This window comes from Kluyvera ascorbata ATCC 33433 (assembly GCF_000735365.1).
Taxonomy (GTDB): Bacteria; Pseudomonadota; Gammaproteobacteria; order Enterobacterales; family Enterobacteriaceae; genus Kluyvera; species Kluyvera ascorbata.
Genome location: NZ_JMPL01000158.1, coordinates 1 through 8,403, shown reverse-complemented (window position 1 = coordinate 8,403; position 8,403 = coordinate 1). Strand labels below are relative to the sequence as shown.

Genomic DNA, 8,403 nt, shown 5'->3' with positions numbered 1-8,403 from the left:
CCCGAAGCTTATGATGTTGATAAAGAAAAACCTGATGAGTCAACTATCAAGGCTGTCCTCGGGAAAAGCCATCACGATTCATCTCAATACAGTGAAGACGAATTAATGTTGTTCAGCACCTATCATCAGCGCTTTAAGCTTGGCAGCAAACCAGCAGCACACATTGAGGCGTTAACTCAGCTAAGGGACACTGAATTACTTGAAAACATGCCTGAGTCGCTAAGCAGGCTGGCAGATGCAGTTATTGCCAAACTCGAAGAGCTGCCAGAATGATTGCTGCTGAAGCATGGCAACCCGCCGATGGACTGACTTTGGAACCAAATGCAAAACGAGCAGCAAAAGCGCGTAAGCGCTGCTTGGCACTCACCGCCGGACCAGGTGCGGGTAAAACGGAAATGCTTGCGCAACGAGCAGACTTCCTTTTGCGTACAGGAACATGTCGGTACCCTAAGCGGATTCTAGCGATCTCCTTCAAGGTTGATGCCAGCCGAAACCTAAAAGAGCGTGTCGAACGGCGGTGCGGGACTGATCTTGCCTCGCGTTTTGATAGCTATACCTTCCATGCATTTGCCAAACGTATCATCGATCGTTTCAGGCCGGTGCTCACGGGGAAAGATGTCCTGGATGCGGGTTATACAATTGTGGACAAGAAAAATGGCCCCTCTCGTACTCAAATTGAATTCGGCGATCTGGTCCCTTTGGCAATCCAGATATTGAAAACCTCAAAAATTGCCCGTCATGCAATTCGGCAAACTTACAGCGATATTTTCTTGGATGAGTTCCAGGATTGCACGAATTTACAATATGACTTAGTTAAGCTTGCTTTCCAAGGGACTAGTCTTCGCCTTACGGCAGTAGGTGATACTAAACAAAAAATTATGGCTTGGGCTGGAGCGCTGGACGGTATTTTCCAAACCTTTGCCAATGATTTTAATGCCGTACCACTTAACATGTATCGCAATTTCCGTTCTAAACCACAATTGCTGCGGGTTCAGAACGAAATTATTCGTACGCTTGATCCTGACTCTGTCATGCCAGATGAACAATTGGGTGGCGATGGAGGTGAGGTTTATGCCTGGCGTTTTGAAGACAGTTGTAAAGAAGCCGTCTATTTGGCTGATCTAATAAATGGTTGGATAAATACAGAACAATTACCACCTGCAGAAATTGCAGTCTTGGTTTCTAAACAGTTGGAACTTTATGCTGACCACCTTATGACCGAGTTGGAAGCACGCGGTATTCCATATCGTAACGAACAACAATTGCAGGATATCACTATAGAACCTGCAGCACGTTTGATCGTAGATTATTTATCATGTCTCTACGGTAAGCGTGAACCTAAGGCTTGGATTAGATTGATGAATCAATTGATTCCTTTTGCCGATGAAGAAATACAGTCAAGTGCGAGAAAGGATCTTGATCAATTAATTAAAAAACAACGTAAAAAAGTATCTGATGCTAGGCATACAGACTCGCCTTTTTCGGATTGGGTACAATTGGCAATAGAGTTTCTGAAGTATATCGGCTCCAAAATTTTGGTTGCTTTATCACCTGACTATGAAACTCGTTCGCGTTTAAATGATGTTATCCGTGAAACTTTTGCCCGGATTAAAGAATTGCATAAATTAGAACCAGATTTGCCAAAAGCGTTGGGACGTTTTGCGGATGATCAGGCTGTACGCATTCTGACCATTCATAAAAGTAAAGGGTTGGAATTCGACTCTGTCATTATCATGGCAGTAGAAAACGAGATTTTCTTTGGCGATCAGGATGAGAATCGTTGCGCTTTTTTCGTCGGTGTTTCACGAGCGAAAAGACGGTTGATTCTCACACATGCCGATCAGCGAGAACGTCCTGCTAACGCCAGACGTTGGAATATCAATCGAACTGCTCAATCTGAGTATTTTAGTTATGTTACTCCATTTGTAGCGGGTAACAAGTTTAAGTGATTATCCATGTTTTATTAATAATTTATGGCTCATTTCTTAAAATAGTAACATGTTATAAATGCTCATTTCTGGAACAAAGAAGTCAGGTGTTGAGTGATTTCACTCAACTTGCCAAAATAAAGAGATATATAATGATGAATCCTTCGTTAGGGGCGGTTACCTGCTCCTCATTGATTAGTACAGCAGTGTTGCATAATAAAAGTTTCTATGGCTAAAGATTAGTGATTGGGTCAGCATTGTAAAAAACTTCAGATATATATCATTCAACTGAGCATATCCAATTAACGGCAGAGCCTAACGGTTCTGCCGTTTTTTTATTATATTTTTGAGAGGAGTAGCCATGAGAAAATCTGAAGGTCTGCAGCCCCTGCAGCACTCGCTTTCCGGCCTGCCACAATGGGTGTCTGAACGCATATTACAGCAGATAAATCAGTTAACCCATTACGAGCCAGTGATCGGCATTATGGGTAAAACCGGGGCGGGAAAGAGTAGCCTTTGCAATGCCCTGTTTGCCGGTGAAGTATCTCCGGTCAGTGATGTGGGCGCCTGCACCCGTGAACCTTTGCGATTTCGTCTGCAAGTTGGTGAACGGTTTATGACCATCGTGGACCTGCCCGGTGTGGGCGAAAACAGTGCTCGCGATACCGAATATGCTGTGCTGTATCGGGATCAGCTACCCCGGCTCGACCTGGTGCTGTGGCTGATTAAAGCTGATGACCGTGCGCTGGCGGTGGATGAGTATTTTTACCGAAAGGTGATTAGTGAGGCATACCGACATAAGGTGATGTTTGTTATCAGCCAGTCGGACAAGACCGAGCCCACAAGCGGTGGAGAAAGATTGTCCACAGAGCAAAAACAAAACATCAGCCGTAAAATCTGCCTGCTGCATGAGATTTTTCAGCCTGTGCATCCGGTGTGTGCCGTATCGGTCCGTCTGCAGTGGGGATTGCGGGTGATGGCTGAGAGGATGATTAAGTATCTGCCACGCGAGGCCAGTAGCCCGGTGGTAGCGCAACTGCAGCATCACTTTCGCACAATGGTAGTTCAGGAACAGGCCCGTGCCGATTTCGGTGAAACCGTAGGTGCCATACTCGATACGGTAAGCACCTTTCACCTTATTCCCGCCCCGGTGCGAACCATTATTCAGGCCGTGCGCTCCGCTGTGGTGTCAGTGGCCCGCGCTGTCTGGGATTTCTTCTTCTGAGTATTTAACCCATCCCTGTTATTTCCCTATCCCTGTCGCCGATGCGACGGGGATTTCTTTATTTGTTTTCCCGTTATGAGGAGTCTGCTTATGACCCGTCTGGCTTCGCGCTTTAGCGCCGCAAATCTTATCCGTCGTGACCGTCCGTTAACCCGTGAGGAGCTGTTTCGCGTGGTGCCCAGCGTATTCAGCGAAGACAAGCACGCATCCCGCAGTGAGCGTTACACCTGCATTCCCACCATCACTTTGCTGGAAAACCTGCAACGTGAAGGTTTTCAGCCGTTCTTTGCCTGCCAGACACGCGTCCGTGACCAGAGCCGCCGGGAGCACACGAAACATATGCTGCGCCTGCGCCGTGCCGGGCAAATCACTGGTCAGCAGGTTCCGGAAATTATTCAGCTCAACTCGCATGACGGCTCCAGCAGCTACCAGATGCTGCCGGGCCTGTTCCGTAGTGTCTGCTGTAATGGCCTGAGCCATGCAGTAATACCCCACCACTTACATCCCTTCAGCATTACGGAATAACCGATATGAAAACATCACCCGATTCACTATCATGGGCGGCATTGTCACATCTGTCCCCCGTCGAAATCTGGCGCCTCCTGCTGGGATATCTGCTCAGCCAGCACTACGGACTGACTCTTAACGACACGCCGTTTGGCAGCGATGGCGTGATTCAGGAGCACATTGAGGCCGGTATACCGCTGGCGGATGCCCTGAATGATGTTGTTGAAAAATATGACCTAGTACGTACAGGCCAGAGCAGCTTCCGTTTCACGGTGCGGTCTTCACTTATCACCCCCACGGATGTCCTGCGGGCACGGAAAGCCACAGGGCTTCTGAAGCGGGGCTATTACAGGCGGGTGACGGATATCACGCAAGGTCTGCCGATTGACGGGACACTTCCGGCAGGCACCTTCACCCGCAGACAGGCTGAGGCCACTGCCGCCCTGTATATCAACGTTGGCATTGAGGATGACCAGCACACCCACTTCCGGCTGGTCATTCGCGATGCGGACGGCCAGCTCATCTGGCGGGCATGGAACTTTGAGCCCGGTGCTGGTCATGACCTGAACACCCACCTGCAGCGCTACGGTGTGAAAAAACGCTGACAGCACGCCGCTGGCCCGTCTGGGGCAGGGCTGGCGGATCTCAACCTGAACAACTGACTGTCCTTTGTTGGTGGAAAGTCCGACCCATGCTTCTTTATCCAAGCGTATCCAGGCATTAAAAAATAGGTCATCGGAGTACTGTTTGTAGACAATGTTGCCGACGATATTCTGTGGGTGTCACACCTGTTTGCTTCTTAAATGCAGTATTAAATACCGATTTAGAATTAAAACCCGAAGCATACATAATATCAAGAATGGTCCGCTTATCTCCCGGCGTGGCCAGTAACTTTTTGGCATACTCTATGCGGTACTCGCTGATAAAGGTAAAAAAGTTCTGCTGAAATCCATTGTTGATAATGGCGGAGAGATCGTGCGGTGAAAGTTTTATCTGGCGCGCAAGCTGGCTTAAGGAGAGGGTGGAATCCAGAAACGGCTGATTCCGACGCATAAAATCCACCACGTTATCTACCTGTTTTGACTCCGGTAACAACAGTGTTTTAACCGGCTGAATATCCACCAGCAGGGTTTCATCTTCCTGCGTTAGCCCCATAAACGCAGCGGGCTGTCGCAGTGCGCAGATCAGCAATGTATTAATGAACGCAAACCCCGCCATACTGACAACAGGCAGTATCCAGGTGGTTTGATCGGTTAGCCTGAACAGATAGAAAAACAGGCAGCAAATGATACTGACGATCCACAGCCCCGCGTAACCCGACAGCAGGAAGCGGAGCCAGAGTATTTGCTGGCGGGCGATATCAGAATAAAGACGCTGGATATCCGAATTAAATGACTGCAAGCGGCCGAGCGAATAGCCCAACCAACCGAGAAATACCCCGTGATAGACCAACGCAAGGGGCAGAGGTTCCGGCATTCCTGGTAAATCCTGTTGTTGTAATATTGTTATTTTTTCCGACTCAGGTAGCGGAACATATAGTGTGAAAAACACAATCAGGCCAGCCGCGAACGGGATTAAGTGTACGGCATGAATGAGCCGAATTTGAAAACGGCAATACATCAGCGATCGGGTATACAGATAGATAGCTGGCGGCTGAAGCAGAGAGATGAGCGTACCGATATAAGCGTAGTTTGGGTGTGAAAAACTTACACCGCTTCCGTAAAGTAAAAGCTCGCCAAAACCGGCGGCGACGGTCAGCAGGACGACCACCAATAGCCGGTTGCTGGTTTGTACAATGTTGGACGGCAAAAGTAGAAAAACAGAAAGCAATACAGCCTGCATTATTCCTGCTGCCAGAAGAAAAACGGATAGCTCAATCAGCATGTATTACCGCCACCAATCATTCAAAACGAGACATAAAGAACGGGTTCCGCTCTGCCTCTTGTTAGCGGAACGTTCGACTTTGCGCTTTGTAGGTTCGACTTTACCAATTCGAACGACGCCCTGATTTCACGCCAGTACTCTGATGTCAAATCGGCAGAGGGTCTGAAATCCTACGTCGATTAACATCCCCAAAAAGCAGATGAACAGGTCGAAAAAGACCCGGGAGCATTATTGTGAAAAAGCAGAAAAACATCAGAACTACCCTGTGCGCGAGCATCGTGATCCTTGCGGGAATGACGATAAGCACAACGGCGTTCGCCCACTGCGACGGCATGGATGGACCGGTGATTACCGAGGCTAAAAGCGCGCTCCAGGCGCATGATGTTACCCCGTTATTAAAATGGGTGCCAGAAAACCGTGAAGATACCGTCAGGAAGGCGTTTGACGAGGCAATAAGCAAACAAGGTGGCAGTCAGGCCGCTCAGGAGAAGGCCGATCAGCAGCTCTTCACCACTCTGGTACGTGTTCACCGTGAGGCGGAAGGCGCGCCCTTTACCGGTGTAAAACCGGCAGGCCATATTCCCGTGGTTGTACAAGAGGCAGATGCCGCACTCAACGCCGGCAATGTTGATAGCCTGGTGGCGAAGGTGACTGCCAATGTTGAGCATGCTCTCCGGGAAAAATTTGCTAAAGCTGAACAAAGTAAGCAACAAGTGAATCAATCGGTTAAACAGGGACGTGGATATGTGAATGACTACGTTCACTACATACATTTTGTCGAAGAAGTGAACAGAATGGCGGCAGGAGGATCGCCTGAGATGGAACATCAGCACTAATTATCATGTCCGCCAGAGATGCCCTTGCGGCATCTCTGAATCACCACGATAACGCCCAGCGGGATTTGGAGGATTGTAATTAAAATTATGTAATTACCTGTTTTTGATATGTTCATTCCGACAACGGATGTAAGTAAATTTATGGACGAAAAAACTCAGAGCTCTGCGGTTGAACGGGCTAAAGGTCCGCAAACTTAATGAGTACATCAGAGAATTTCGACGTGCATACGCCAATGATGCTGAATCGTCACGGATAGAGGCTGCTACAGGCAAGAATACCGTGAACTAAATAGCTGCGCTTAATACCGCTACACTTTTGCCACCCCATGTTGTCCCCCCGGGAATGGGCTGACGGTTTCCATATAATGATGGACCTTTTTCAACAACTGTCACATTGAACGGCACTGATGATTGCGGGTTATCGTGTCGTGCAGCGCCTGCCACAACCGCTCTACGTGGTTCACCCACGGCGAGTAAACTGGCTGGTAAATCACCCGAACTTCGGGTTTGCTTTCAGCCAGCCCTGAGTTTTACGGCTTTTATGGATGATGTAGTTATCCACGATGAGCGTGATTGTTTTCGCTCGCCGGTATGTCGCTTTCAGATGTTTTAACAGACTGATAAATAAAGATGAACTTTTGCTGTTGCCGCCCACATAGCTGGCTTTTCCTGTACCGCTGTGCAGCGCCCCGGCCAGATAATATTTCTCATTCTGCCCCGGGGTTACTATGCGTTTTTGATGCCCGCGTAGCTGCCAGTCCGCGCCGATTTTTGGATTGAGATGGATATCCACCTCATCCTCATAAAAGACCGGGTGCTCTGCGCTGCATTCGTCCAGCGCTTTATGGATTGCGGCCATTTTTTCATCTTTATGCGGGTCACGGATACACAGCGTCGGTGCCGCTCTGCGCCAGCAACAACCCAAATATAAAGTACTGATGACAATACCGGGGATTGGCCCACTTATTGCGGCAGCTTTTCTGAGTGAAGTGAATGCGGAGCAGTTTTCTAACGGGCGACAACTATCCACCTGATGTGGTCTGGTTCCCAGACAACGTAGTTCAGGTGGGAAAAGCAGCCTGTCATCCATGACCAAAAATGGGAATCGTGGCCTCAGAACCTTAATTATTCATGGTGCCCGCTCGGTTATGCACTGGGCGATGATGCATTGGGTATATGGCTGAAGCACCTCACCGATCGAAGGGGAAAAATGAAAGCCACGGTCGCGCTGGCCAATAAACTGACTCGCATCGTCTGGCGCTTACTGACCGAATCAACAAGTTTTAATATCAACAGGGCTTTCGCTATGAGCTAAGCATTGTTGTATCCGGAGAGACAATTCCTCCTGAGTTTGCAGATACTGATGAGAGAACGGTAAACCAACCCTGTAACAGCCTGAACTGTGCCGAGGTAGTAACATACCGATGTAGTGATTAGGAAACAGGGTGCGGATGACATCATGGCGCGGGTCATCAGACCCACTAACGACGCCGGATATATTGCAGCAAACCGTATCAACTCAGGGCTTGCAAAACGCGTGACGTCCATATATGGCACAGTAAATTTGTGCCACTACAGAAAGCATAAAATCCTTATCTTCGCCACATCACTATTTTCCCTGACGCCCTGCTCTTACGAGCAGGGCGTTTTCGCTTATGTCATCCATAAAGGTAAACCCCATGAAATTAGCCAGCCGTTTTGGTCGCGTTAATCTGATACGCCGCGACCGCCCCCTTACCCATGAAGAACTGATGCAGCATACCCCCAGCGTGTTCGGTGAAGAAAAGCATACCTCCCGCAGTGAACGATATGCCTATATCCCCACCATCTCCCTGCTCGACAGCCTGCAGCGGGAAGGCTTCCAGCCATTTTTTGCCTGTCAGACACGGGTACGTGACCCCCGTCGTCGTGAGCATACGAAGCATATGCTGCGCCTGCGTCGGGAGGGGCAAATTACCGGTAAACAGGTGCCGGAAATTATCCTGCTTAACTCTCACGATGGCACCAGTTCGTACCAGATGCT

Annotated in this window: 6 protein-coding genes and 5 pseudogenes; 9 read left to right on the top strand and 2 right to left on the bottom strand. The window is 48.9% G+C overall.

Annotated features, from left to right (window positions below; genetic code table 11):
• The 6 genes and pseudogenes from GKAS_RS25165 to GKAS_RS25390 all read left to right on the top strand — a co-directional run.
• Positions 1 to 273 (top strand): annotated as a pseudogene (locus tag GKAS_RS25165) (ATP-dependent endonuclease); the annotation flags it as partial.
• Positions 270 to 1,949: a UvrD-helicase domain-containing protein gene (locus tag GKAS_RS21640; protein ID WP_035897357.1), complete on the top strand. Its 1,680-nt coding sequence runs from the start codon at positions 270 to 272 to the stop codon at positions 1,947 to 1,949. The pseudogene GKAS_RS25165 and the gene GKAS_RS21640, both read left to right, overlap by 4 nt.
• Before the next feature lie 340 nt (positions 1,950 to 2,289).
• Positions 2,290 to 3,153, top strand: a complete 864-nt coding sequence (locus tag GKAS_RS21635; protein ID WP_035897355.1) for a GTPase family protein — start codon at positions 2,290 to 2,292, stop codon at positions 3,151 to 3,153.
• Between the two features lie 90 nt (positions 3,154 to 3,243).
• Positions 3,244 to 3,627, top strand: a pseudogene (locus GKAS_RS21630) (DUF932 domain-containing protein); the annotation flags it as partial.
• Positions 3,628 to 3,683: 56 nt separating this feature from the next.
• Positions 3,684 to 4,037 (top strand): annotated as a pseudogene (locus tag GKAS_RS25395) (TA system toxin CbtA family protein); the annotation flags it as partial.
• Positions 4,017 to 4,265 (top strand): DUF905 family protein, encoded by a 249-nt coding sequence (locus tag GKAS_RS25390; protein WP_223307989.1) that lies wholly within the window; start codon positions 4,017 to 4,019, stop codon positions 4,263 to 4,265. The pseudogene GKAS_RS25395 and the gene GKAS_RS25390, both read left to right, overlap by 21 nt.
• 127 nt (positions 4,266 to 4,392) lie before the next feature.
• On the opposite strand, the gene GKAS_RS21620 is transcribed toward GKAS_RS25390, so the two are convergent.
• Entirely contained in the window at positions 4,393 to 5,544 is a 1,152-nt protein-coding gene (locus tag GKAS_RS21620) for a helix-turn-helix domain-containing protein (RefSeq protein WP_032180275.1), read from the bottom strand.
• Between the two features lie 233 nt (positions 5,545 to 5,777).
• On the opposite strand from GKAS_RS21620, the gene GKAS_RS21615 reads away from it, so the two are divergent.
• The gene (locus tag GKAS_RS21615; protein WP_051910832.1) at positions 5,778 to 6,380 is read left to right on the top strand and encodes a DUF6448 family protein; all 603 of its coding nucleotides are present in this window, start codon (positions 5,778 to 5,780) and stop codon (positions 6,378 to 6,380) included.
• 308 nt (positions 6,381 to 6,688) lie between these two features.
• Here the strand turns inward: GKAS_RS21615 and GKAS_RS21610 are convergent.
• A pseudogene (locus tag GKAS_RS21610) lies at positions 6,689 to 7,302 on the bottom strand (IS630 family transposase); the annotation flags it as partial.
• Between the two features lie 16 nt (positions 7,303 to 7,318).
• On the opposite strand from GKAS_RS21610, the pseudogene GKAS_RS25385 reads away from it, so the two are divergent.
• Positions 7,319 to 7,564: pseudogene (locus GKAS_RS25385) on the top strand (transposase).
• A gap of 495 nt (positions 7,565 to 8,059) precedes the next feature.
• The coding region (locus tag GKAS_RS21600) for a DUF932 domain-containing protein (RefSeq protein WP_035897361.1) at positions 8,060 to 8,403 on the top strand (344 nt) is incomplete at its 3' end.

Excerpts from the sequence above, each read along its gene's own strand:
- GKAS_RS21640 (WP_035897357.1), top strand. The coding sequence starts at position 270 with ATGATTGCTGCTGAAGCATGGCAACCCGCCGATGGACTGACTTTGGAA.
- GKAS_RS21635 (WP_035897355.1), top strand. The coding sequence starts at position 2,290 with ATGAGAAAATCTGAAGGTCTGCAGCCCCTGCAGCACTCGCTTTCCGGC.
- GKAS_RS21620 (WP_032180275.1), bottom strand. The coding sequence starts at position 5,544 with ATGCTGATTGAGCTATCCGTTTTTCTTCTGGCAGCAGGAATAATGCAG.